Raw genomic sequence first — 23,870 nt, 5'->3', positions numbered from 1 at the left:
GGCGGGGCGGTACGGGCCGCTTCAAGTGTTCTTCAAGCGTTTCTTCCATGGGGCGTTCCTAGGCTTGCCGACGCAGCCGCCCGGCCGATCCTGGGGTCGGGGCAGACCCGTGGAGAAGCTTCTCGTGAAGACCATTCGGCGGACCCTCGCCGGGCTCGTCGCCGCCTCCCTGCTCGCCTTCGGCACGACCGGCTGCATACGGGTCTGGTCGCACAGCCCGCCGGAAGAGGACGCGACGCCCGGGGTGAGCGCGACGCCCGACCTGCGCCAGGCGCTGCTCGACTCGACCAAGGTGTTCGACCAGGGCAACTTCCTCTATACCGTCACCGGTGGCTCCGAGGACATCGTGGGTGTGGTGGATATGGCCAGCGAAAGCACCGCCGCCAAGCTCCTCTTCGACATCGACGGCGACCCGGGCACGTTGGAGTTCATCCTCATCAACGAGGACGTGTGGGTGCGGATCGACTACGGGGACGAACTCAACAAGGCCGCGGGCATCGACTCGTGGAGTGACAAGTACCTCCTGGTCGACCCGGCCCGCGTTCCGGACGTGCTGGACGTGGAGGCCGGGGAATCCGACTCGCCGGACCCGGCGCTCGCCGCGGCGCTCTTCCAGACGGCCACCGACGTGCGGGACACCGGGGCCGGCACCTACCGCGGCACCGTCGACCTCGGCAAGGTGGCCGATTCGGCGCTGCTCGACGAGGGGATGCTGGAGGCACTCGGCGCGGCAGCCGCGTCCATCCCGTTCGAGGCCCGGATCGACGCGGAGGGTCGGCTGGTCGAGCTGGGCATCTCGACCCCCGCCGCCGGGGAGGTCGAGGCACGGGAAATCAAGATCGTGTACAGCGAGTTCGGGACGGCGCCCCCGCCACGCCGGCCGACGGCCGCCCAGAGCATGCGGGCCCCCGAGGCGGCGTACGAGCTGTTGACCGACTGACCGCGGCTTCGGCGCGCGAAGACGTCCCGAAGCCGCGCCTCCCAGCGGCGCGGCAGAGGGGCTGACGCCGCCCGTCAGGCGCTCTCGCGGGCCTGGCGGGCGGCGTCCAACCGGTCGCGGGCGCCGTCCAGCCAGCGCTGGCAGGTGTCGGCGAGCCGTTCGCCACGCTCCCACAGTGCCAACGACTCCTCCAGCGAGGTGCCGCCGGCCTCCAGCCGCTCGACCACCGTCGCCAGTTCGGCCCGGGCCTGCTCGTAGGTCAGCCGTTCGTCGGCGGTGTCGCCGCCACGGGACTTCTGCTCGCTCAACGTGGTCCTTCCCACATCTCAGCCGTCGACGGTCGCCTCCAGCTCGCCCTCGGCGAGCCGGAGCCGGATCTGGTCGCCCTTCGTCACCTCGCCGGCCGCCCGGACGACGTGGCCGTCGGCGCGCTGCACGATGGCGTAGCCCCGCTGCAGCGTCGCGGCCGGTGACAGTGCCCGCAGCCGGGCGAGGGTCTGCCGCAGGTCGCCGGTGGCCGTGGTGAGCCGGTGGTCGAGGCAGCGGCCGGCCCGCTCGCGCAGGCCGCGTACGTCGACGACCCGCTGTTCGATCATCACCTCGGGCCGGGCGAGGACCGGCCGGGAGCGGACCGCGTCGAGGCGCTGCCGCTCGCGGTCCAGCAGGCCGACCACGGCGCGGTCGAGGCGCTGCCGGGCCTGCCGGATCAGCCGCAGTTCCTCGGCCAGGTCGGGCACGATCCGCTTGGCGGCGTCGGTCGGGGTCGACGCGCGTACGTCGGCGACGTAGTCGACCAGCGGGACGTCGGTCTCGTGGCCGATGGCGCTGACCACCGGGGTGCGGCAGCCGAAGACCGTCCGGCACAGCGCCTCGTCGGAGAAGGGGAGCAGGTCCTCGACGCTGCCACCGCCCCGGGCCAGGACGATCACGTCGACACCCTCGTCGGCGTCGAGCAGCCGGAGCGCCTCGATGATCTGCGGTACGGCCGTCGGCCCCTGGACCGGCACGTTGACCACCCGGAACTCGACCGCGGGCCAGCGCCGACGGGCGTTGGTGAGCACGTCGCGTTCGGCCGCCGAGGCCCGGCCGGTGATCAGACCCACCCGGCCGGGCAGGAACGGCGGGCGGCGCTTGCGGGCCCGGTCGAAAAGCCCTTCGGCGGCGAGCAGCTTCTTGAGCTTCTCCAGCCGGGCCAGCAGCTCGCCGAGCCCGACCTGCCGGATCTCGTCGGCGCGCAGGCTCAGCGTGCCCCGGGCCGCGTAGAACTCGGGGCGCGCGTGCAGCACCACCCGGGCTCCCTCGGCCAGCTCGGGCGCCCCGGCGTCGAGCACGTCGCGGTTGGTGGTCACGGTCAGGCTGAGATCGGCCGACGGGTCACGCAGGGTGAGGAACACGGTGCTCGCGCCCGGCCGCCGGCTGATCTGGGCCACCTGCCCGTCGACCCAGACCCAGCCGAGCTTGGCGATCCAGGCGCTCACCTTCTGGCTCACCACGCGCACCGGCCATGGCTCTTCGGGAGTGCTGCGGGGCGTCTCGGCCTGGGTCACCGGGCCAGCCTACGGCCGGCCACCGACACCGTCCGCGAGCCCGGCCGGCGTGCCGGTCCCGGTCCCGGCCGCGCGGGCGGAACCCGGGGTGGTGCGGCTCGCGGCCGCTGCCGCCCTCGGGCGGCCCACGTACGATGGGGCACGTGACCGAGGCTCAGGCGATCCCCCAGACCCGCAAGCGCGTGCTGCTGGCGAAGCCCCGCGGCTACTGCGCCGGCGTGGACCGCGCCGTGCAGACCGTGGAAGAGGCGCTCAAGCTCTACGGGGCGCCGATCTACGTACGCAAGCAGATCGTGCACAACAAGCACGTCGTGTCGACCCTGGAGCGGCAGGGCGCCATCTTCGTCGAGGAGAACGAGGAGGTGCCCGAGGGGTCGATCGTGATCTTCTCGGCGCACGGCGTCGCGCCGGAGGTGCACGAGCAGGCGAGGGAGCGCTCGCTGAAGGCGATCGACGCCACCTGCCCGCTGGTCACCAAGGTCCACCAGGAGGCGAAGCGGTTCGCCGCCGAGGACTACGACATCCTGCTCATCGGGCACGAAGGGCACGAAGAGGTCATCGGCACCGCCGGTGAGGCTCCGGCCCACGTCCAGCTCGTCGACGGCCCCGATGGTGTCGACAAGGTGACGGTGCGTGACCCCTCGAAGGTCGTCTGGCTGTCGCAGACCACGCTCTCGGTCGACGAGACGATGGAGACGGTCGCCCGCCTCAAGCGTCGGCTGCCGATGCTCCAGTCGCCGCCCAGCGACGACATCTGCTACGCGACCTCCAACCGGCAGCACGTGGTGAAGCAGATCGCCCCGGACTGCGACGTGGTGATCGTGGTCGGCTCCCGCAACTCCTCCAACTCCGTACGCCTGGTGGAGGTGGCCCTGGACGCCGGTGCGCGAGCCGGTCACCTGGTCGACTACGCCTCCGAGATCGCCGACGAGTGGCTCGCCGGGGCGACCACGGTCGGCCTGACCTCCGGCGCCAGCGTCCCCGACGACCTGGTGATGGAGGTGCTCGACCACCTGGCCGAGCGCGGCTTCACCGACGTGGCCGAGGTGACGACCGCCGACGAGCGGCTGACCTTCTCGCTCCCGCAGGAGCTCAAGCGGGACATGAAGGCGGCGGCCACCGCCCGGTCCGCCGAGGCCGCGACCCTCGCCGCCGGCGCCGGACGCGCCTGACCGGCGGCGGGATGGGAACGCCGCCGGCCGCCAGCGCGTCGAAGATCGTATGAAGACGTTCCGGAAGGTCCTGCCCGGCCTGGTGTTGTGCCTGCTGGTCGGGGCCTGTGCCCAGGACGGGACGGCCGCCCCGTCGCCCGGCCCGACGCAAGGAGGAACGGTGACCAGCCCGTCCGGATCCGAAGACCTGCCGGTGCCGACGGTCAAGCCGACCCCGGACCGGACGGCGACCGGCCCTGGCGCGACCGGCGCCCCAGGCCCCACCCGGCGCCCGCCGGGCCTGATGACCCTGACCGGCACCGTGACCGCCGGGGTCGAACCCAACTGTTTCCTGCTCGACGGCTACCTGCTCGTCGGCGGCACCCCCACGGTCCGGGCCGGCGCCCGGGTCACCGTCACCGGCCGGGTGCAGGCCGACATGATGACCACCTGCCAGCAGGGCACGCCGTTCGTGGTCGAGACCGCCGAACCCGCCTGAGCCGGCCCACGCCGCCGGGGCCCGGCCCCCGCCGCACCGGCCGGCCCGGACACGGAGGAGCCCGCCCCCACCGGGGACGGGCTCCTCGTCGTACTGCGAGCTGCGGTCAGCTCAGTTGACCGTACCGATCTCCAGGGCACCCCGGCCGACGACCGCGCCCTCGTCGGTGACGATCTGGAGTTCACCGGAGAGCTGCCGCCCGGCCGCCGGAACGGACAGGACGGTGACCGAACCGTTGAGGGTGCCGGTCGCCCCGTGTGCCAACACCAGCGGCGTGGTCGGCGCGGTGACCGCGCCGAGCGCCGTGCTGTAGAACACGTCGAGGTAGTCGTACTCGGTCGTCCCGGCCGGAACCGAGTACCCGTCGATCTCGATGGTGTACGTCCCGGCCGGCGGGTTGTTCAGCGTGACGGCCTCCTCGGAGCTGCCGCCGGCGCTGCGGCCGACCTCGGCACCGTTGCGGTAGATGAACAGGTCGAGGTCGGCGGCGGGGTCGGCCGGGTTGCCGATCCGCACCACGAGACGGCTCGCCCCGGCCGGCACCACGACCTGGTACGTCGAGACGGCGAGGTGCGCGATGGTGGGCCGCTGGCTGAGGGCGCTGCCGAGCTGACCACCGACGGCGGTGACGCTGATCGGACCGTAGTCGTTGGTCACCGACAGGCTGACCGGGGTCGGCTCACCGGCGGTGACGTTGGGCAGTTCGACGACCTCCGGGTCCACGGTGACGCCCTGGATGCGGGCCCGCAGCTGGTACGGGTTCTCCAGCTGCGGCGACGTCCGCCGCGACTCGACCTCGATCTCCCAGATGCCCGGCTGCGGGTTGTCGTACGACCGCTCGTCCGGCTTGCAGGGGCTGGGGTAGTTGGTGAAGCACTGCGTGCTCTGGGTGCTGTCGACCGGGATGCCCTGCGGGTTGAACGCGACGAACCGGGTCTGCGACCCCTCCGCGAGCCCGGACAGGTTGACCTGCAGCGACTTCGCGCCCTGCGGCACGTTGACGAAGTAGGTCTTGAACAGGTTGCGGTCGACGGTGCCGCTCACCTCGTACGAGAAGTCGGGCGCGGTGGTGGTCTTGGCGACCACGACGGTGTTCATGAACTCGAAGTCGACCCACGGGGTCGCCGGGTCGTCGACCCGCATGATGGCGCTGTGGTCGCCGTAGTCGCCACGCGCCTCCAGGTGGATCTTCACCGGCTTGTTCAGCGGCAGGATGATGTTCTTCGGCCCGTTACGGAACGTGCCGTCGTTGCCCAGCCACTGGACGTTGTGCTTGATGTTGCGGTCCGGGCCGGTGGTCCGGGTGATCGTCATCTCGTACTGCTTGGGCACGTTGCGGCTGTGCCCGCCATCGGTGGCGGCGCACCGGTTGTAGAGGCCGGTCCCGCGGTGCGGGGTGGCCAGGAAACCGGAGAGCGGGGTGCAGACCGGGGCGTCGACCGTGTACCCACCGGGCTGGACGCCGGCGGCGAGCAGGTTCCAGGCGTTGGGCACGTTGAACTTGCCGTTGCCCTGGCCGTTCGCGGTCACACCGGGGATCCAGTCACCCGTGGAGTAGATCGCCCGACGCAGCTGGGCCGGCGTGACGTCGCGGCTGGTGGCCTTGGCGGCCGACAGCAGCAGCGCGGCGGCACCGGCGGCCTGCGGGGCGGCCATCGACGTTCCGTTGCTCATCTGGTAGCCCGGCGGCAGCGGGTAGCCGGCCTCGGCGACCGGGCCGCCCGGCAGCCACAGCGGCGTGGTGGAGATCGCCGAACCCGGGGCGGTGATGTTCGGCTTGAGGCCGCCGTCCTCCCGCGGGCCGCGCGAGGAGAAGTTGAACAGCTGCTCCGGCGTACGGGTCACCGAGCCGTAGTTGGCCAGCCAGGTCGCCTGGCTGATGCTGGCGGCCACCGCGACGGCGTCGCTGGCGACCGACGGGTCACCGGAGGTGTTGACACCCGGGCCGTTGTTGCCGCCGGAGAGGAAGAGCTGCACCCCGTAGTCGTTGATCAGGGTGTTGTAGAGGTGCGTACGGGCGTTGTTGCCGTCGTTGAGGCCCGGCAGGCCACCGATCGACATGTTGACGACGTCCACGCCACGGTTGACGACGAGGTCGATCATGCCCTCGTAGAGGGCGGCCGCGGTGCAGCCACCGGCGAAGGTGCAGGCGCGGGCCGACACCAGCTTGGCACCGGGGGCGGCGCCGTCGAACACGGCGTTGCCGAACATGTCGTTGGCGGCGGTGATGCCGGCGACGTGCGAGCCGTGCGAACTCGAGGGGATGCCGATGTTGACGTAGTCGACCAGGCCGGGGCCGCCGGCGGCGGTGGTGTCGACGTCCTCGCGGAACTCGACGACGAACGGCATCTTCTCCTGGACCGGGGTGGCCGGGTTGTCGGTGCCGAAGTACCCGACGTCGAAGCGCTCGGCGTACGGCCGCATCAGCGCGTCGTCGGTGAAGTTGCGGTTCTGGTTGACGTCGACCCAGATGTCGTTGGTGACGGGGTTGTAGAGGATGCCCCAGATGTCGCTGGTGTCACCGTCGCGGTTGACGTCACCGGCGACCTCGCCGCCGGCCGCGGCCGACTCGGCGAAGGTGTTGAACAGGTAGGTGCCGGCGGGCGCGGTCCAGGTGGCACCGGCGGCGGTGAAGGTGGGGCCGGTGACCGAGGTCAGCATCGGCCGCCAGGTGCGGTCACCCTCGAAGACCGGGTCGGTGGCGGTGAACCAGTCGACGATCTTCCGCTCACCGGTCGTGGTGGTCTGCAGCGCCGGGTGGTCCAGGTCGATCCCGGAGTCCATGATGCCGATCGTGATGCCACGACCGTCCCAGGTCGGGTTGGCCTCCTTGAACGCGACCGAGCCGATCTCGTGGGTCGGCATGAAAGCGTTGGCGGCGGGGGTGTCGGCGCCGGGAGCCACGACGGCGGACCTGGCGGCGCGGGCGGCGGTGCCGTCCGTCACCGGATCCGGTGCCGGCAGCGGGACCGTCTCGTTGAGGTCGACCGCCGTGACGCCGGGGAGTTCGGCGGCGCGCAGCACGGCCGAGGTGGGGAGCTGCGCGCGGACGTAGCCGACCTCGTCGACCTGCTTGGCGATCTTGCCGCCGAGCTTGGTGAGCCCGGCGGCGACGTCCTTCGTCTCGCCCTTCTCGGTCGTGACGATCACGACGACGGTCTGTTCGCCCTTGCCGCGGGCCTCGGCGAGCAGTGCCCGGTCGTGGGCGCCCAGCTTGTCGCCGGGGCCGCCCTTGAGAACGTCCGGTCCGGTGGTCGGGTTGGCGTAAGCGATGCCACCACCCACCACGGTCATGGCGCCGGCAGCCATGACTGACGCGAGGAGCGCGGCGGAGGTACGCCTACTCCAGATGCGGGGTTTTGTCACGTTCTCTATCCTCCGGAGAACAAAGGCCCTGGGGTGCAGGGCACGTGTGACCGCATCCTTCGCGTTAGCCACGATGATTGTCACTATCTCGCCGGGCGTTGTGACCAGCCCGTGACATGAATTAGCGCATTGATGTCCGTAATTACCGCTAATTTGTCCGTAATGAAGTGGGTGAATTGGTGTCAGTGTGGACTTTGGGTAGAAAGTGGACTTTTTGGATTAGCTTCTGCTCCGCCGCAGGTCAGAGTGGTTGCACCCGGCCGGCCACCGGCCACCGTCGGAAACGCGACAGTCCACCGTGGAAAACTGTCCTGAGCGACTGGTCAGTGTGATCGGTCGGGCCCGCGGGCCGGCTCGGGCAGGCGTACCGCCATCGGCTGATCGACCAGTTCCGGAGCCTGCGCCTGCCGGGGTGTCACCTCGACCTGCGCCGGTGCCGGCAACTCGTCGCCGGACACCCCGAGATCGGCCAGCTTGCGTGCGCTCACCAGCACCCGCGCCTCCAGCGAACCCACCGCCCGGTTGTAGGCGGTCACCGCCGAGCCGAGTGACGCACCCAGTTTCGACACGTGGTCACCCAACGTGGACAGTCGGCCGTACAACTCCCGGGCCAGCGAGTGCACCGCCACCGCGTTGCGGGCCAGCGCCTCCTGCCGCCACGAGTAGGCGACCGTCCGCAGCAGGGCCACCAGCGTCGCCGGGGTCGCCAGCACGACGTCGCGGGCGAACGCGTGCTCCAGCAGCGCCGGATCACGCTGCAACGCCACGTCGAGGAACGGGTCGGCGGGCACGAAAAGCACCACGAACTCCGGCGCCTGGTCGAACGCCGCCCAGTACGACTTCGCCGCCAACGCGTCGACGTGCGCCCGCAGGTGCCGGGCGTGCGCGTCGAGGTGCGTGTCACGACCCCGCTCGTCGCGCGCCTCCATCGCCGACAGGTACGCGTCGAACGGCGCCTTCGCGTCGACCACCACCGACCGTCCACCGTGGAGACGCACGACCAGGTCGGGGCGGACCAGCCGCTCGTCGGTGGTGCCGGTCACCTGCTCCGAGAAGTCGCAATGCTCCAGCATCCCGGCCGCCTCGACGATCCGCCGCAACTGGTGCTCGCCCCACCGGCCGCGTACCTGCGGCGCCCGCAGCGCCGCCACCAGCTGCTTGGTCTCGGTCCGCAATTCGCCGGAGACCTGACTCATCGAGCGGACCTGCTCACGCAGTTCGGCGTACGCGTCGACGCGGTCGTGCTCCAGCTCGGTGACCCGCTGCTCGTACCGGCGCAACGTGTCGTGCAGCGGCGCGACCGCCCGCGCCACCGCCTCCTGCGACTGCGCGGTCGCCTCGTACGACAGCGCCCGCATCGACTGCTCCAGCCGGCCCTCGCCGTCGCGGGTCGCCCGCAGCGTGGCGTCGAGCCGGGCGATCTCGGTCGCCGACCGGGCCCGGGCGGCGAACCACCCCAGCGCGGCGCCGGCGGCCAGACAGACGACGATCACGGCCAGTGTCGAGGGCTCCACCGGTGGAGCATGCCAAACGGACCCGTACCGCCGGAAGTCGCAGCGCCGGGAGCCGGTGACCCGTACCGTCGGTTCTGCGGTATCGGCCCGAATCCGGGTTCGCCCGGACCGGACAACCCGAACCGTCGGGTAGGGCTAGCCGGATGGCGCCCCCGGGCCGGAAGAGGCAGAGTTCGCAGGTGTGAGTGTGGAGACCCGACCGTCGGCCGACCAGTCGCCCACCGGCCCGGAGCGGCCCGGCACCCGTACCCCGACCGGCCGCCGGCCCGCGTCCGGCCAGCGGCCCGGACGGTCCCGGCGGACCGCCGCCGGCTGGATCGGCGGGGCGGTCGTCGCCGCCCTCGCCGTGATAGCGGTCAACTCGGCGTCCCAGGCCCTCGGCCAGTTCCACTGGTGGGCCGGCTTCGTGCTGGTACCCGGCGCGCTGATCGCCGCCACCGGCGGTCCCCTGGTCGTCCGGGGCGGCAACCGGGCCTTCGCCGGCTACGTCATCGCCTGCGTCGGCGGCCTCGTCTTCGCCGTCGGCGCGCTGCTGATGTTCGGCGTGATGAGCCGGGGCTGGCCGCTGATGGTCGTGCTGCCCTGCCTGGCCGTCGCCGGCACGTACGGCTGGCAGTTGGAGCATCCGCTGGCCCGCGGACTGCACCGGGTGGTCGCGATGCTGGCGTCGACCGGGGCGGCGGTCGGCATCACCCTCCAACTGATCGTCCTGGACTGGGTGGAGCTGACCGGGGTCCACTGGTGGGGCGGGTTCATGATGCTCGCCGCCGTCATCGTCTTCTTCAACGCGCTGGAACTCGTCCGGCACCGCATGCAGTACCGCCTACAGGCGATCGCCCTGCTCGTCGGACCGGCCGTGGTCACCTTCCTGCTCGGGCTGCGCTTCGTGCGCGGCTGGTGACCCGCGCGGGTCGTCGAGGCGGGCCGCGCCGGAAACCGGTCCGGCGCGGCCCACACCCGGTCGTCAGAACGCGCAGGCCACCACGAGTTCGGTGGTGCGGTCCGGCAGGAAGTCCAGCTTGCCGATCCGGCCCGCCGCCCGCAGGTCGTCCCCGACCAGCGCCAACCGCTCCAGCATCGCCGCCGGGCCGAGCACCTCCGCCAGCGGCACGTCCGTACGCATCGACAGCTTGCGCTCCGACTTGGCCCGCCGGACCTGGGTCAGCGCCGCACCGGCGAGCCGCAACAGGTCGGCGTCACCGTCCTGCGCGGCCCGGCGCACCTCGTACGTCGTCGGCCACGGCGACCGGTGCACCGACCCGTACCGCCACCAGGACCACACCTCCTCGGTCACGTACGGCAGCACCGGCGCGAACAGCCGTAGCTGCACCGACAGGGCGGTGGCCAGCGCCGCCCGCGCCGAGTCGGCCGCCGGCCCCGAGCCGTAGGCACGTTCCTTGACCAACTCGATGTAGTCGTCGCAGAACGTCCAGAAGAACGCCTCGGTGGCCTGCAGTGCGGCGGTGTGGTCGTACGCGTCGAACGCCGCGCTCGCGGCGGCCACGACCTCGGACAACCCGGCCAGCATCGACCGGTCCAGCGGCTGTGTCACCTCGGCGCGCAGCGCGTCGGCGGCGCCGAGCCCGAGGGCGAACTTCGACGCGTTGAGCAGTTTCGTCGCCAGTCGCCGGCCGACCTTGATCTGGCCGGGGTCGAACGCCAGGTCCGTTCCGGGCCGGCCGTTCGCCGCCCAGTAGCGCACCGCGTCCGACCCGTGCTGCTCCAGCAGCGCCATCGGGGTGACCACGTTGCCCTTGCTCTTCGACATCTTCTTGCGGTCCGGATCGAGGATCCAGCCGGACAGCACCGCGTCCCGCCACGGCAGCACGCCGTGCTCCAGGTGGGACCGCACGACCGAGGAGAACAACCAGGTACGGATGATCTCCTGCCCCTGCGGACGCAGATCCATCGGGAACACCCGGGCGAACAGGTCCGGATCGGTCTCCCAGCCGCCGACGATCTGCGGCGAGAGCGACGAGGTGGCCCAGGTGTCCATGACGTCCGGGTCGGCGGCGAACCCGCCCGGCCGCCCACGCTGCGCCTCGGTGTATCCGGCCGGCACGTCCGAGGTCGGGTCGATCGGTAGCAGCGACTCGTCGGGCGTGAGAGGGTGGGCCAGGTCCGGCTCGCCAGCGTCGTCGAGCCGGTACCAGACCGGCACCGGCACGCCGAAGAACCGCTGCCGGCTGACCAGCCAGTCGCCGGTGAGGCCGCCCACCCAGTGCTCGTAGCGGTGCCACATGTGCGCCGGCACCCAGTTCAGCTCCCGGCCCCGGGCCAGCAACTCCTCCCGCAGATCCGCGTCCCGGCCGCCGTTGCGGATGTACCACTGCCGGGTCGACACGATCTCCAGCGGCGAGTCGCCGCGCTCGTAGAACTTCACCGGATGGGTGATCGGCCGTGGCTCGCCGATCAGGTCGCCGGAGGCGGCCAGCCGGGCGACGATCTCCCGCCGGGCGGCGTTGACCGACGAGCCGGCGATCGGCGCGTACGGCCCGGCCGGCACCCCGGGCGGGGCCTGCGGCAGCAGCCGGCCGTCCCGCCCGATCACGACCCGGGTGTCCAGGCGCAGTTCCCGCCACCAGGTTACGTCGGTCAGGTCACCGAAGGTGCACACCATCACCAGACCGGTGCCCTTCTCCGGGTCGGCGAGCGGATGGGCGTGCACCGGCACCTCGACGTCGAACAACGGCGTACGCACCGTGCGGCCGACCAGGTCCGCGTAGCGCCCGTCGGAGGGGTGGCAGACCAGCGCCACGCAGGCCGGCAGCAGTTCCGGCCGGGTGGTGTCGATCTCGACCGGCCCGGCCGGGCCGTGGAACCGCAGCCGGTGGTAGGCGCCCGGCCGCTCCCGGTCCTCCAACTCGGCCTGGGCGACCGCGGTGCCGAAGCCGACGTCCCACAGCGTCGGTGCCTGCGCCGAGTACGCCTCGCCGCGCGCCAGGTTGCGCAGGAACGCCCGCTGCGAGGTGGCCCGGGCCACCGGCCCGATGGTCGTGTACGTCAGCGACCAGTCGACGCTCAGCCCGAGCCGCCGCCACAGCGTCTCGAACACCTTCTCGTCCTCGACGGTCAGCCGCTCGCACAGCTCCACGAAGTTGCGCCGCGAGATCGACACCGGGTTCTTCCGGGCCCGGTCGTCGACCGGGGCGGCCGGCGGCTGCCACGCCGGGTCGTACGGCAGCGACGGGTCGCAGCGCACCCCGTACACGTTCTGCACCCGGCGCTCGGTCGGCAGGCCGTTGTCGTCCCAGCCCATCGGGTAGAAGACGGTGCGGCCCCGCATCCGCTGGTAGCGGGCGACGGTGTCGGTGTGCGTGTAGGAGAAGACGTGCCCCATGTGCAGTTCGCCCGATACGGTGGGCGGAGGTGTGTCGATCGCGTATACGTCCGAGCGGTCCTTCGACCGGTCGAACGCATACGTGCCCGCCTCCTGCCAACGCCGCGACCAGGTCTCCTCGATGCCGTCCAGGGTCGGACGTTCGGGAATCCCGGCGCGCTCGGGCGTACCCGTATCAGTCATGCGCCCGATGCTACGTTCGCCCCCGGATGGCAGCGACCTCGTTATCCGGCGGCCTCGTGGTCCAGCAGCCAGCGCTTGACCGGCAGGCCCCAGCGGTAGCCGCCGAGCGTGCCGTCGGTGCGTAGCACCCGGTGGCACGGCACGAACAAGGCGGCGGCGTTACGGGCGCAGGCCGCCGCCGCGGCCCGTACGGCGGCCGGCCGCCCAGACAACTCCGCGTAATTGGTGTAGGTGACCGGCCCGCCCGGCTTCACCTGACGCAGCGTCTCCCACGCGTGGGCCATGAAGGCGCCGCCGGTGCGCTGCTCGACCGGCACCGCGTCGATCGCGGTCAGGTCGCCGTCCAGGTAGGCCCGGACCGCCGCGGTCACCGGCCCGAGGTCCGGTCGCGGCCGTGGTTCGGCCCGCAGGTCCGGGTGCACCAGCGCCAGCAGGGCCGGGACGTCGGTGGTGAACCCGGCCGCGCGGACCGCCCCGTCCGGGCTCGCGAGGATGGTCAGCGGCCCGGCCGGCGTGTCGATGGTGCTGCTGTTCATGAGGTGACTCCCTTGTCCGGCGCGGCGCGCCACAGTCTGATCACGGCATACGACCGCCACGGCCGGAACCGGGCCGCGTACGCGTCGAGCGCCTTCGCCTCACCGGGCAGGCCGAGTGCGACGGCTCCCCGGCGTACGGCGAGGTCGGTGGGAAGGAACGTGTCCGGGTCGCCGATCGCGCGCATCGCGACGTACCCGGCGGTCCACGGGCCGATCCCGGGCAGTTCGGTCAGCCGGCGTACGGTCTCCGCCCGGTCGGCACCCGGATCGAGGTCGACGGTGCCGCCGGCGACGGCCGCCGCGAGGGTCCGGATCGTCTCCCGCCGGGCCACCGGCATCGCGTACACCTCGTCGGGCAGGTCGAGCAGCCGATCCGGGGACGGGAACGGCACCAACCCGTCGCCGGCCCCGTCCGGCGTGGCCGCCCGTACCAGGCGGGTCAGCACCGTACGGGCACCGGAGACCGAAACCTGCTGGCCGACGATCGCGCGTACCGCCATCTCGAAGCCGTCGACGGAGCGTGGCACGCGTACGCCGGGTTCGGCCGCGACCGCCCCGGCCAGCGCCGGGTCGGCGGCGAGCGTGCCGTCGACCGCCTCCGGGTCGGCGTCGAGGTCGAGCAGCCGGCGGCAGCGGGCCACCGCCGGGGCGAGATCGCGTACGTCGGCGAGCCGCAGCGTCGCCGCCACGTGCCCGCGGCGCGGCGTCAGTTCGACCGTGGCGAGTCCGTGCGGCAGCCGCAGCCCGCGCCGGTACGTGTCGCCTTCCATCTCCTCCACGCCGGGCAGCGCCCGCAGCCGCAGGAAGTCCAGCAACGCCCCGGCGTGCAGCGGCGACCGGTACGCCAGCCGCAGCGCGATCGCCCCGCCGGCCGGTTCCGGGCCGGGCCGGCGCCGGGCGCTGTCCCGCAGGCCGGACGGTGCCGTCCCGTACACCTCACGGATCGTGTCGTTGAACTGCCGTACGCTGCCGAATCCGGCCGCGAACGCGATCTCGGCGAGGCCCAGGTCGGTCGTCTCGACCAGGATCCGGGCGGTCTGGGCGCGCTGGGCCCGGGCCAGCGCCAGCGGGCCGGCGCCCAACTGCTCGGTGAGCATCCGGCCCAGGTGCCGTTCGGTGTAGCCGAGCCGGCGGGCCAGGCCCGGCACCCCGTCGCGGTCGACCACCCCGTCGCCGATCAGCCGCATCGCCCGGCCGACCAGGTCGGCGCGGACGTCCCAGTCCGGCGAGCCGGGGGAGGCGTCCGGCCGGCAACGCTTGCAGGCCCGCAGGCCGGCGCGCTGGGCCGCCGCCGCCGACGGGTAGAAGCCGACGTTCTCCCGCTTCGGGGTGACCGCCGGGCAGGACGGCCGGCAGTAGATGCCGGTCGAGGTGACACCGGTGTAGAACCGGCCGTCGAACCGCTGGTCACGGCTGTCGACCGCCCGGTAACACCGTTCGAAGTCCAGGTCCACGCCATCGATCCTGCCTCGCCGGTGGGCCGGGTGACTCGCGGAAATCGGACCTGATCGTGCCGGTCCCGGCGGCCACCCGGTGCTGCCTGCGCGGGTGCCGCGCGGGCTTCCGTAGGATCGGACGACGTGACCCTCTCGCTTGGCATCGTCGGCCTGCCCAACGTCGGCAAGAGCACCCTGTTCAACGCCCTGACCAAGAACGACGTGCTCGCCGCGAACTACCCGTTCGCCACCATCGAGCCCAACGTCGGTGTCGTCGGGCTGCCCGACCCCAGGCTGGAGAAGCTCGCCGAGATCCACGGATCGCAGAAGATCATCCCGGCGCCGGTCTCGTTCGTCGACATCGCCGGCCTGGTGCGCGGGGCCTCGAAGGGGCAGGGGCGGGGCAACGCCTTCCTCGCCAACATCCGCGACGCCTCGGCGATCTGCCAGGTCGTACGCGCCTTCTCCGACCCGAACGTCGTGCACGTCGACGGCAAGGTGTCGCCGGCCGACGACATCGAGACGATCAACACCGAGCTGATCCTCGCCGACCTCCAGACCATCGAGAAGGCGCTGCCGAGGCTGGAGAAGGAGGCCAGGGTACGCAAGGAGCGGGCCGGGATCGCCGCCGCCGCCAAGCAGGCCGCCGAACTCCTCGACGGCGGCACCACGCTCTACGCCGGCGCGGCCAAGGCCGGCATCGACCTCGCCGAGCTGCGCGAGCTGCACCTGCTCACCACCAAGCCCTTCCTCTACGTCTTCAACGTCGACGAGGCCGAACTCGGCAACGCGGCCTTCCTCGACGAGCTGCGGGCGCTGGTCGCCCCGGCCGAGGCGGTCTTCATGGACGCCAAGGTCGAGTCGGAGCTGATCGACCTGCCCGAGGAGGAGGCCCGCGAACTGCTGGAGTCGATCGGCCAGGCCGAGCCCGGCCTGCACCAGCTCATCCGGGTCGGCTTCCGGACGCTGGGCCTGCAGACCTACCTGACCGCCGGGCCGAAGGAGGCCCGGGCCTGGACGATCCCGATCGGCGCGACCGCGCCGGAGGCCGCCGGCGTCATCCACTCCGACTTCCAGCGCGGCTTCATCAAGGCCGAGGTCGTCTCCTTCGACGACCTGGTCGCCGCCGGCTCGATGTCGGCCGCCAAGGCGGCGGGCAAGGTCCGGATCGAGGGCAAGGACTACGTCATGCAGGACGGCGACGTCGTCGAGTTCCGCTTCAACGTCTGAATCCGGCCCGTTCCCGAGGTCAGGAACCGGTCTCGGGACGTGGGTGACAGGTCCGGCTTGATGAGTTCGTCGATCGAGAGCGGCACTTTGCGTTTTTCTGCTCGTTCGGGCCTGGCGGGCTGAAGAATGAGTCGGTGGCTGATGGTAGGGCCGGTGGCCGGTCGACCGGACGTGGCCGAAACCAGCAATCCCCTGGCCCGCTTCAACGTGTGCGGTCGGCGGTCACCAGTCGCGCCACTCGTCGGTGAGTTCGTGGCGGGACATGCCGTGTCGGGCGGTCAGTGCCGCCACATCGACTCCGGCCTCGGTCAGCGAGTCGTCGATGTACAGGCACAACTCCTCGCGCTCGCCGGTCTCGATACCGGTCCCGGTCTGTCGGTAGTTGACCTCGTTCAGTGCCTCGACGACACGTTGCACGACCTCGAAGACCTGCTTGTCGTCGGGGGCGGCCAGGGCGCGGACGTCGGCCTCGAAGGCGGTGAGCACCACCTCGGTGTCGGTGATGAGCTGTTCCGGCCAGAGCCGGTGGGCGTACGCCTTCTCGGCCGGCAGTGATCCGTCGGCCATGGCGGTCGCTTCTTCGTCGACCCGTCTGCGCCACTCGTCGGTCGGTCTCGTCGGCATCCGAGGAGCTTAGCGGCGGGGTCCGACGGTCACGGTTTGAACCCTTGCGGGTCGCTTCCGTGATCGGTTGACTACGCACCGACGGTGCGTCCGTCGATCCTCGACGGTCGCGCCGCCGGTCGGACCGGTGGGAGAGAGCGAGATCTACATGGGGCAGGCGAACGACCTGTTGCGGAATGCCCGGCTGAACCGGCCGTCCACGTCGGGCTCGGGCCGGGCGTTGTCCCGTCAGGAACTGGCCGAGGCGGTCAATGCCCGGATGTTCGCCGTGACCGGACGGGTGGGTGGCCTGGACGGCAACTACGTCGGCAAGCTCGAACGCGGCGAATACCGGTGGCCGGGCGCCGACTACCGGGCGGCCTTCCGCGCCGTGCTCGGCGCGGCCAGCGACGCCGACCTCGGCTTCTACGTGAACCGTCGGCCACCGGGCCGGCTGCCCGCGGCCGTCCGGCCGCCGGTGCCGGTCGACGGCCCGTCGGGTGGGGCGGCTGATCCGGACCGGGACCCGACGGCGCTGCGGCTGGTCGTCGTACCCGGCACCGCGATCACGGTCGCGGTCGGGTCGGTCCAGCTACGGATCGAGGCGACCCCGGAGCGGTCGGGGGTGGTGGAGCGGGCGGCGGTCGTCGCTGCCGGGGCCGGGGTCTACACGCTCCAGCGCCGGGCGGGCTGAGAGCGCGGCGGCACGTCTAGGAGATGTAGTGGAGGATCACGTTGTGCACGTGGTGGCTCTTCTGGTCGCCCCGGAACTCGATCTCGTAGGTGTGGGTGCCGACGTGGATCGCGATCGCCCCGGTGGAGAAGAAGTTGCCGGTCCATGACCGGTTGCTCACCACGCTGACGCTGGTGATCTTCGAGTAGGGGATGCTGGTGATCGCGATCTTCTTGCCGACGAACGACTTGTCCTGGAGGATCACCCGCCGGTTGGTGAGGCCGATGAAGCCGGTGCCGACGCCGATCGCGTCGTAGACCGCGATGATCTGCTCGTTCTGGAGCAGGCCGGACTCGATCTGCTGGAGTTGTTCCCGCCGGTCATAGGTCACGTTCGCCATGCGTCCGAGGGTAGATAGACAGCGCCACCGGGCCCGCCGGGTCGGGTGCCGGCGCCGGCGGCGAACCGGCGGACGGGCCGGTGGCCGCGGGTACGGCCGGGGTGGCACTCGGGGCCAGCTGGATCGGCGTGGCCGTCGCCGTCTGGGTCGGGATCCGTACGGTCTCGATCGGCGGCTCGATCCGGCTGGCCGGGCGCGGCCGGTCGGCGGCCGGCCCCCGCTGGGCGGGGGTACGCGGCTGCCGGGCCAACTCGTCCTGAAGGACGATCTTCGGGATCTCCATCGTGATGTCGCCGGCGTGGTCGGGCGTACCCGGCCGGGCGGGTCGAGCCTGGCCGGCCCGCTTCGACTGCCACACCTCGCGGCGCCACAGCACGATCGGCGTGATCGACACGAGCAGTGCGACGGTCGGCCACAGCAGGGCGGCCGGTGCGGCGTGGCCGAGGGCGAACGCGACGCCCAGCGCCCCGGCGAAGACCGCCATCCAGCCGATGTGGTTGCGGAACGTCCGTAGGCCGTCGCTGCTCGACGACTCGCCCTTGGGGGTGACGACGAACCGGGCCGGCCGGCGCAGGAACGTGCTCACCAGCATCGCCGCGTAGATCGGTGCGGAGATGACCGACATCAGCATGCCCTTGAGGCCGGCGGAGCCCTCCGCCTCGTACGGGCTGACGTTGTAGCGCCGGTTGCTCAGGTAGAGCCACAGTGAGAAGGCGGTGGCGTCGACGTACAGGGCGAACCAGATGGTGGGGGCGACGATGATGCCGCTGACCCCCAGCGCCAGGAACAGGATCGCGTTGACCGCGCCGAGTAGCCAGCCGACGGCCATCGAGGGATAGAAGGTGGTGATCAGCCCGTAGTGCAGCAGCCGGCCGGGGGAGAGCCGGAAGACCCGCTTCCAGAACTCGCCGTGCAGGATCTCGAAGGTGCCCCGCGACCAGCGGCGCTGCTGGCTGAAGTAGTCGGACCAGCTTGACGGCCCCTCACCGGCGGCGAGCACGTCGGGGGTGTAGACGGACTTCCAGCGCCGCCGGGTCTGCGGGTTGCGGGTGGTGTGCAGCTTCAGCCCGGTGGCCATGTCCTCGGTGATCGAGTCGCTGAGGCCGCCGATGCTGCGCAGCGCGGAGATCCGGATGGCGTTGTTGGTGCCGACGAGCATCGCCGCGTTGTATCGGTTGGCCGCCCGCTGGATGACACTGTGGAACGGGAACTGCTGTGATTCGGCGGCCCGGGTGACGAAGGTCTCGCTGTTCTTGTAGCACTGCGGGCCGACGACGTACGCCACGTCGGGGTCGCGGAAGTAGCCGAGGATGCGTTCGGCGAAGTTGGCCAGCGGCACGTGGTCGGGGTCGACGGAGAGGAAGACGTCGTACTCGTCGCCGTGCCGGTCGACCCAGGCGTTGTAGTTGCCGTGCTTGGTCTTGGCCCGGAACGCGCCCTTGCGCTGGTTGTAGTGCTCGATCCCGTTGCGGGAGAAGTGCCGTACGCCGAGTTGCTTGCACAGCGCGATGACGGCCGGGTCGTTGCCCTCGTCGAGCAGCCACACGTCGAAGACCCCGCGGTGCCGGATGCGCAGGGCGGCCCGCAGGGTGTCGCGTACGACCGACAGCGGCTCCTTGCTCGGCACGATCGTGGTCAGGAAGGCGACCCGTATCGTGCTGTCGGGCGCGACCGGTACGGGGTCGCGGGCGGCCAGTGAGGCCAGCGACAGCGACACCACATTGATCAGTCGGAGCAGTTCGACCAGACCGATCGAGCAGATCACGAAGACGTTGGCGACGGCCTCCCACCGGCCCGGGTTCGGTTCGGCGAAGTGGCCCGGCCGCAACAGCCAGAAGACGAAGAGGCCCTCGAAGGTCAGGTTGAGTACGGCGATGAACACCGCCTTGCTGAGCCGGCCGAGGCCGTCCGTCTTGCGCATGTCGCGGTAGCGGACCCGGTAGGGCCGGTCGGTCGGCACTTCCCGCAGCGGGCCGGCCAGCCGGCTGAAGGCTTCGAGCCGTTCCCAGGAGCCCGCTTCGGCTGACGGGTTTGACGATGGGCTCACGGTGTCCTCAGGTTCGGTCCGAGCTGTCGCGGTGGCGAGCATATGTGTGCGGTGGTCTTGATCGACAGACGTTTGTCTGCTTCGCGCCGTGTCCGTGGTGTCCGGGGCGGGATCGACGGGCGGGGAGGGTGGCCGGGCGGCTGCACTACGCTTTCCAGACGACGAGGAACGGATGGCATCGATGATCGTCAGTAGGTTCGGGTTTCGTGGCCGGCTGCTCGCGGGCACCGGCGCGGCCCTCGTGGCGCTGGTGGCCGGCTGTTCCGGTGCGCCCGACGAACCCGACCCGCCGCCGTCGACGCTCCGGGCCGACGGGCCGGCACCCGGGCTGGCCGTGCCACCGGGCGACAACCCGCTCGCCGGGATGACCTTCTTCGTCGATCCGGACACGCCCGCGGCGGGGCAGAAGTCGCGCTGGGCGGCGGCGGGCCGGACCGACGACGCGGCGCAGATCGACAAGATCGCCAGCCGGCCGATCGCGTACTGGCTGACCGCCACCGACCCGGCCGAGATCACCGCCGAGGTCGACTCGGTCGTCCGCCGGGCCGGTGCCGCCGGGCAGATGCCCGTGCTGGTCGCCTATCACGTTCCGCAGCGCGATTGCGGCAGCTATTCGGCCGGTGGCGCGGACAGCGCCGAGGAATACCGGGCCTGGATCCGGGCGGTGGCGGCGGGCATCGGCTCGCAGGCCGCGACCGTGGTGGTCGAGCCGGACGCGGTCGCGCACGCCCTCGACGGCTGCAAGGCGTCGGCCAGCGAGCGGTTCGCCCTGCTCGACGACGCGGTCACGGTGCTCAAGCAGGGGCCGTCGACCCGGGTCTACCTGGACGCCGGTAACCCGACCTGGATCCGCGACACCGGGGCGCTGGCCGACGCGCTGCGCAGGGCCGGGGTGGAGCGGGCCGACGGGTTCGCGCTGAACGTCTCCAACTTCGTCTCGACGCCCGACAACGTCGAGTACGGCGGGCGTCTCGCGCAGGCTCTGGGCGGTGCCCGGTTCGTGATCGACACCAGCCGCAACGGCGCCGGCCCGTGGCCCGGCGGGGAGGTCGACGGCGGGCCGAGCTGGTGCAACCCACCCGGGCGGGCGCTCGGCGCCGAGCCGACCAGCGACACCGATCTGCCCGGGGTGGACGCGCTGCTGTGGATCAAGCGCCCCGGTGACTCCGACGGTGCCTGCCGGCCGGGCGAGCCGGTGGCCGGCGAGTGGTGGCCGGACTACGCCCTGGGCCTGGCCACCCGGTCGTGAGGTCGGGACGTATCGGCCCGGGGTCGGCCGGGCCGACACGTCAGTCGACAACCTGGACCCAGTGGGCGGCCGACGGCACGCCCATCCGGTTGGTCAGGAAGAGCATGTAGTACCCCGGTGGTACGACCGCGGCCTCGGTCGGGATCGTCACCGTCACCTGGTCGCCCCGCTCGGTGAAGTCCAGCGCGATCGACCGCTGCTCGACGTTCGTGCTGTGGGTGACGGCGCTGGGCCGGACCAGCCGGGCCTTCTCGATGCCGGCGTAGTTCGCCGGCACGGTGAGGGTGGCCTCGTCGCCGTACCCGACGCTGGCCGGACCGGCGCTGATCACCGGCCGCGCGCCCTGGAAGAGGTAGGGCGGGCTGTAGATCTCCAGCCGCTGCTCGAACTCGCCCGGGATCAGGTTGTCCTTGTCCCGGAAGAGCGGGTCGGAGCCGGCGGTGAGGACGCGGCCGTCGGGCAGGAGGATCGCCGAGCCGTGGTAGTTGCGGCCGATGTTGGGGTCGGCGGCGAGCGTCAGGGTGTTGGTGTCCGGGTGGTAGATCCGGGCGTTGTGGTTGTCGCTGTTGCCCTTGCCCCGGTAGTCGCGGGACCCGTTGGTGATCAGCGTGGTGTCGTCGGGCAACTGGACCAGGTTGGGGTAGCGGGTGCCCTCCGGCAGGTCGGGGCCGGGTACGAAGCGTGGGGCGGCGTCGTCGAGCTTGATCAGGTCGATCCGGGCGCTGGAGCGGGGTGACTCGCCGATGCCGCCGCCGCCGACCACCATGATCGTCTGGTCCTGCACCGGGCCGACCCACCCCGAACCGCTGGTCTCCATCAGGTCGGCGTCACGCAGGCCGGGTACCGGCTCGAAGGTGTTGTCGTCGAGGTTCCAGAAGCCGGGCTGCCGGCCGTCGTCCTCGGGACCGTAGCCCGTGCTGGAGCCGGTGTAGAAGAGCCGGCCGGGGGTGCTGGTCTGGAAGAGCGCCGGATACGTCGGGAAGTACTTGTCCAGGTCCGGCTGTACGGTCCACTTCTTCGTCTTCGGGTCGTAGATCTCGTTCACCGAGCCGTCGAGGACCTGGCCGGCACCGTCGAGCCCGGCGACGGAGAGCACCTGCCCGTCGGGCAGCCCGGTCAGCGTCGGATACCAGCGCTTCTCGGCCATGTCGCCGACCCGCTCGTATTCCTCGGTGCGCGGGTTGAACTCGTAGGTCTCCCTGGTTCCCTGGTAGTCCTGCTTGTCCAGGGTCATCTTGTCGGCGAGGCCGTAGAGGTTCTGCCGGTCGACGCCGGTCAGCCCGGTGATCGCGTACTGGGTGGGGGTGGCGCTGACCGAGCCGCTGCCCTCCTCCACGGCGTCCACCCAGAGGCTCGTCTCGCTGGCCGTTACGGTCACCCGGCCGCCGCGGAACTCGGTCTTGGTGGCGGGCTCGACGATGAACTCGGCGGCGGCCACGTAGCGCCGGCCGTCCGGGGCGACGAACTCGGTGCCCTTGGGGAAGGTGCGGACGTCGTCGTCGGGGGACTCGTTCTTGACGATCATGGTCCCGCCGGCGCGGGTGACGTCCGGGGCGAGCACCTCGTAGCGCAGCGTGCCGCCGGCGACGAGCAGGTTGCCGTTCGGCAGGAACGCGTGCCCGGCGCAGAAGAGGTCGGTCGGGGTGCGTACGTCCTTGGTGTAGCCGCTGACCGGGTCGTAGACCAGGGTGCGGAACGATCCCGCCTCGAACTCGGCCCGGTTGTTGCCGGAGCCGGCGATCAGCAGCAGCTTTCCGGTGTCGAGCAGGGCGGCGTGGATGGCGTTGATCCGTACGTCGGACGGCAGTTCGATGACCTGCCACTGCCCGTGCCGGGCCTTGTATGCGTCGCTGTTGATCTCACGTTCGTGGGCGTACGCCGAGACGAAGTTGTAGATCGGTGGAGCGTTGGCGGTGATCAGTACGGCCACGGCGAGCGCCTGGAGCGCGATTCGCCGGGGGAAGAGCCTGCGGCGGCGCTTCTCAGTGGTCATCGAGCCTCCATCCGACTGAAGCACGGTAGAGGCCCGCTCGTCCCGGTTCAATGCCGGTCACGCGTCCCGGTGACGGGGGTGACGCGGACTATCGGCGGCTGATCAGCCCGAATCCGACGAATTGCTGAGAAAAGCCGAGACGAAAATCACCCTGTATCGGGGTTTGAGTCACGAGATGGCGGTAACCGTGCGATACGCATCCTCGATACGCGCGGCGAGTGCGATCTCGCCCTCCGTGATCGGACCTTCGTTGCGGCAACCCACCCTGATCTGGGTGTGCCCGTCGAGGCGCCGGATCTCGGGCTGCAGATGCAGGGCGTCCGAGACGACCTTGATGCGCTCGGTGAGGGCAGCGTGCTGGCTGTCGTCGATCGTCAGGGTGCGTTTGATCTGACAGCCCTCACGGGTCCAGCCGCTCAACTGGGTGAGGGCGTCGCTGAGGTAGTCGCGGCGGGGTCGACCGCTCCACAGGGCACGCATCGCCACACCTCCCAGGCGTCGTTGCCGGCTTGTGGCCAAATCGTCGCCTTCTCGTGTCATGGTCGGTGCTCCCAGTCTTGCCGCTGGGCGGCTGGGTGTCCACGCCCACATTTCCGTCTTCTGGTGTCCTACAGGACGGCTGCATTACCCGATTTACCGATTGATCTGGCACCCTGATTGCCCGTGGGGAACCAGGGATCGACCCGCCGGGTCGTGGGGGCGGCGATCGTCGAGGCCGGTCGCGTGCTTGCCTGTGCCCGGTCGAGTCCGCCCGAGGCGGCCGGGAAGTGGGAGTTTCCCGGCGGCAAGGTCGAGACCGGAGAATCCGACGTCGCGGCGCTGATCCGCGAATGCGAGGAGGAACTGGGCGTCCGGATCGAGGTCGGCGACCGGGTCGGGCACGACGTGCCGCTCGGACGCGGCGACGCGGTGCTCGGGGTCTATCTGGCCCGGCTGCGGGACGAGGTGCGGCCCAGGCCGCTGGAACACGCCGAACTGCGTTGGCTCGCCCCCGACGAACTCGACACCGTGACGTGGTTGCCCGCAGACGTGCCCATCGTCGCCGCCCTCCGTCCGATCCTGGCCAGCTACTCGCGCTGACCTGGTCCACCCTGCTCCGTCCGGCACGCCATCTCTGGCTGACACGCCGGGACTTATGCAATAAAACCGACATATGGCAACGG

Annotated in this window: 20 protein-coding genes; 8 read left to right on the top strand and 12 right to left on the bottom strand. The window is 71.3% G+C overall.

The features are described 5' to 3' along the window. Positions 1-124: 124 nt before the first annotated feature. On the top strand, positions 125-940 hold the full coding sequence (locus QCD66_RS31965) for a hypothetical protein (protein WP_375732898.1): 816 nt from the start codon (positions 125-127) through the stop codon (positions 938-940). A 74-nt stretch (positions 941-1,014) separates the two neighbouring features. On the opposite strand, the gene QCD66_RS31960 is transcribed toward QCD66_RS31965, so the two are convergent. Then, complete coding sequence (locus QCD66_RS31960) at positions 1,015-1,248, bottom strand: exodeoxyribonuclease VII small subunit (RefSeq protein WP_375732897.1); 234 nt, start codon at positions 1,246-1,248, stop codon at positions 1,015-1,017. A gap of 18 nt (positions 1,249-1,266) precedes the next feature. Next, the gene (gene xseA, locus QCD66_RS31955; protein WP_375732896.1) at positions 1,267-2,487 is read right to left on the bottom strand and encodes an exodeoxyribonuclease VII large subunit; all 1,221 of its coding nucleotides are present in this window, start codon (positions 2,485-2,487) and stop codon (positions 1,267-1,269) included. A 143-nt stretch (positions 2,488-2,630) separates the two neighbouring features. Between xseA and QCD66_RS31950 the strand changes: the two genes are divergently transcribed. Both QCD66_RS31950 and QCD66_RS31945 read left to right on the top strand, forming a co-directional pair. Continuing rightward, positions 2,631-3,659, top strand: a complete 1,029-nt coding sequence (locus tag QCD66_RS31950; protein WP_357533381.1) for a 4-hydroxy-3-methylbut-2-enyl diphosphate reductase — start codon at positions 2,631-2,633, stop codon at positions 3,657-3,659. 49 nt (positions 3,660-3,708) lie between these two features. Then, positions 3,709-4,137: a hypothetical protein gene (locus tag QCD66_RS31945; RefSeq protein WP_375732895.1), complete on the top strand. Its 429-nt coding sequence runs from the start codon at positions 3,709-3,711 to the stop codon at positions 4,135-4,137. A 111-nt stretch (positions 4,138-4,248) separates the two neighbouring features. On the opposite strand, the gene QCD66_RS31940 is transcribed toward QCD66_RS31945, so the two are convergent. Continuing rightward, entirely contained in the window at positions 4,249-7,503 is a 3,255-nt protein-coding gene (locus QCD66_RS31940; protein ID WP_375732894.1) for a S8 family serine peptidase, read from the bottom strand. 323 nt (positions 7,504-7,826) lie between these two features. Then, on the bottom strand, positions 7,827-9,017 hold the full coding sequence (locus QCD66_RS31935; RefSeq protein WP_375732893.1) for a DNA recombination protein RmuC: 1,191 nt from the start codon (positions 9,015-9,017) through the stop codon (positions 7,827-7,829). 187 nt (positions 9,018-9,204) lie between these two features. Here QCD66_RS31935 and QCD66_RS31930 point away from each other — a divergent pair, with 187 nt between their 5' ends. Further along, the gene (locus tag QCD66_RS31930) at positions 9,205-9,918 is read left to right on the top strand and encodes a hypothetical protein (protein WP_364222995.1); all 714 of its coding nucleotides are present in this window, start codon (positions 9,205-9,207) and stop codon (positions 9,916-9,918) included. 63 nt (positions 9,919-9,981) lie between these two features. On the opposite strand, the gene valS is transcribed toward QCD66_RS31930, so the two are convergent. Genes valS through QCD66_RS31915 form a run of 3 tightly spaced genes read right to left on the bottom strand, consistent with a single transcriptional unit; the run spans position 9,982 to position 14,530 of the window. Continuing rightward, positions 9,982-12,540 carry a valine--tRNA ligase gene (gene valS / locus QCD66_RS31925; protein ID WP_375732892.1) on the bottom strand — a complete coding sequence of 853 codons (2,559 nt, stop codon included), beginning with the start codon at positions 12,538-12,540 and terminating at the stop codon, positions 9,982-9,984. A 41-nt stretch (positions 12,541-12,581) separates the two neighbouring features. Next, complete coding sequence (locus tag QCD66_RS31920; RefSeq protein ID WP_364222998.1) at positions 12,582-13,076, bottom strand: methylated-DNA--[protein]-cysteine S-methyltransferase; 495 nt, start codon at positions 13,074-13,076, stop codon at positions 12,582-12,584. Beyond that, positions 13,073-14,530 carry an AlkA N-terminal domain-containing protein gene (locus tag QCD66_RS31915; protein WP_375732891.1) on the bottom strand — a complete coding sequence of 486 codons (1,458 nt, stop codon included), beginning with the start codon at positions 14,528-14,530 and terminating at the stop codon, positions 13,073-13,075. The genes QCD66_RS31920 and QCD66_RS31915 overlap by 4 nt, the downstream gene beginning before the upstream one ends. Before the next feature lie 126 nt (positions 14,531-14,656). On the opposite strand from QCD66_RS31915, the gene ychF reads away from it, so the two are divergent. Then, positions 14,657-15,742, top strand: coding sequence for a redox-regulated ATPase YchF (gene ychF, locus QCD66_RS31910; RefSeq protein WP_375732890.1), 1,086 nt, complete (start codon positions 14,657-14,659; stop codon positions 15,740-15,742). A 222-nt stretch (positions 15,743-15,964) separates the two neighbouring features. Here the strand turns inward: ychF and QCD66_RS31905 are convergent, their stop codons facing one another. Beyond that, positions 15,965-16,366 (bottom strand): hypothetical protein, encoded by a 402-nt coding sequence (locus QCD66_RS31905; RefSeq protein ID WP_375732889.1) that lies wholly within the window; start codon positions 16,364-16,366, stop codon positions 15,965-15,967. Between the two features lie 127 nt (positions 16,367-16,493). Between QCD66_RS31905 and QCD66_RS31900 the strand changes: the two genes are divergently transcribed. Then, complete coding sequence (locus tag QCD66_RS31900) at positions 16,494-17,039, top strand: hypothetical protein (RefSeq protein WP_375732888.1); 546 nt, start codon at positions 16,494-16,496, stop codon at positions 17,037-17,039. Positions 17,040-17,055: 16 nt separating this feature from the next. Here QCD66_RS31900 and QCD66_RS31895 read toward each other — a convergent pair whose 3' ends face one another. Both QCD66_RS31895 and QCD66_RS31890 read right to left on the bottom strand, forming a co-directional pair. Beyond that, the gene (locus QCD66_RS31895; RefSeq protein WP_212826561.1) at positions 17,056-17,418 is read right to left on the bottom strand and encodes a PH domain-containing protein; all 363 of its coding nucleotides are present in this window, start codon (positions 17,416-17,418) and stop codon (positions 17,056-17,058) included. Beyond that, positions 17,399-19,465 carry a glycosyltransferase family 2 protein gene (locus tag QCD66_RS31890; RefSeq protein ID WP_375732887.1) on the bottom strand — a complete coding sequence of 689 codons (2,067 nt, stop codon included), beginning with the start codon at positions 19,463-19,465 and terminating at the stop codon, positions 17,399-17,401. The genes QCD66_RS31895 and QCD66_RS31890 overlap by 20 nt, the downstream gene beginning before the upstream one ends. Positions 19,466-19,646: 181 nt before the next feature. Between QCD66_RS31890 and QCD66_RS31885 the strand changes: the two genes are divergently transcribed. After that, the gene (locus QCD66_RS31885; protein ID WP_375732886.1) at positions 19,647-20,714 is read left to right on the top strand and encodes a glycoside hydrolase family 6 protein; all 1,068 of its coding nucleotides are present in this window, start codon (positions 19,647-19,649) and stop codon (positions 20,712-20,714) included. A 40-nt stretch (positions 20,715-20,754) separates the two neighbouring features. Here the strand turns inward: QCD66_RS31885 and QCD66_RS31880 are convergent, their stop codons facing one another. After that, entirely contained in the window at positions 20,755-22,707 is a 1,953-nt protein-coding gene (locus tag QCD66_RS31880) for a galactose oxidase-like domain-containing protein (RefSeq protein WP_375732885.1), read from the bottom strand. Positions 22,708-22,875: 168 nt separating this feature from the next. Further along, positions 22,876-23,187, bottom strand: coding sequence for a 4a-hydroxytetrahydrobiopterin dehydratase (locus QCD66_RS31875; protein ID WP_364222096.1), 312 nt, complete (start codon positions 23,185-23,187; stop codon positions 22,876-22,878). A gap of 183 nt (positions 23,188-23,370) precedes the next feature. On the opposite strand from QCD66_RS31875, the gene QCD66_RS31870 reads away from it, so the two are divergent. Then, entirely contained in the window at positions 23,371-23,787 is a 417-nt protein-coding gene (locus QCD66_RS31870) for a (deoxy)nucleoside triphosphate pyrophosphohydrolase (RefSeq protein ID WP_364222093.1), read from the top strand. The last annotated feature ends 83 nt before the right edge of the window (positions 23,788-23,870 follow it).

It is taken from the genome of Polymorphospora sp. A560, from assembly GCF_045781765.1.
Lineage (GTDB): Bacteria > Actinomycetota > Actinomycetes > Mycobacteriales > Micromonosporaceae > Polymorphospora > Polymorphospora lycopeni.
Note: the sequence above shows the minus strand (reverse complement) of the source record. Positions and strands in the feature narration are given on the sequence as shown.